The organism is Burkholderia sp. AW33-5 (genome assembly GCF_053427615.1).
Genome location: NZ_JBSAXA010000146.1, coordinates 1 through 215 on the forward strand (window position 1 = coordinate 1; position 215 = coordinate 215).

A 215-nucleotide genomic window follows, 5' to 3' on the forward strand; every position below is an offset into this window, starting at 1 on the left:
ACTGACCCCGCAAAGTTGGACGGGTTATGACGGCTAGGGCTGGCAGGGCTGAGTTCTGTATTGCACGGGACTCAGCCCTTTTAGTTTCAGTTTGATGCGGTCGTGATTGTAATAGTGGATGTAGCTTGCCAAGCCGGTTTGCAGTTCGTCCAGGTTGCGGAATCGATTCAGATGGAAGAACTCGGATTTCAGCGTGCCGAAGAAACTCTCCATGG

At 52.1% G+C, this 215-nt stretch carries 1 protein-coding gene; it reads right to left on the reverse strand.

Translation table 11 applies throughout. The features are described from left to right. Positions 1–33: 33 nt before the first annotated feature. On the reverse strand, positions 34–215 hold a 182-nt coding region (locus ACV22V_RS32760; RefSeq protein ID WP_448016885.1), incomplete at its 5' end, for an IS3 family transposase.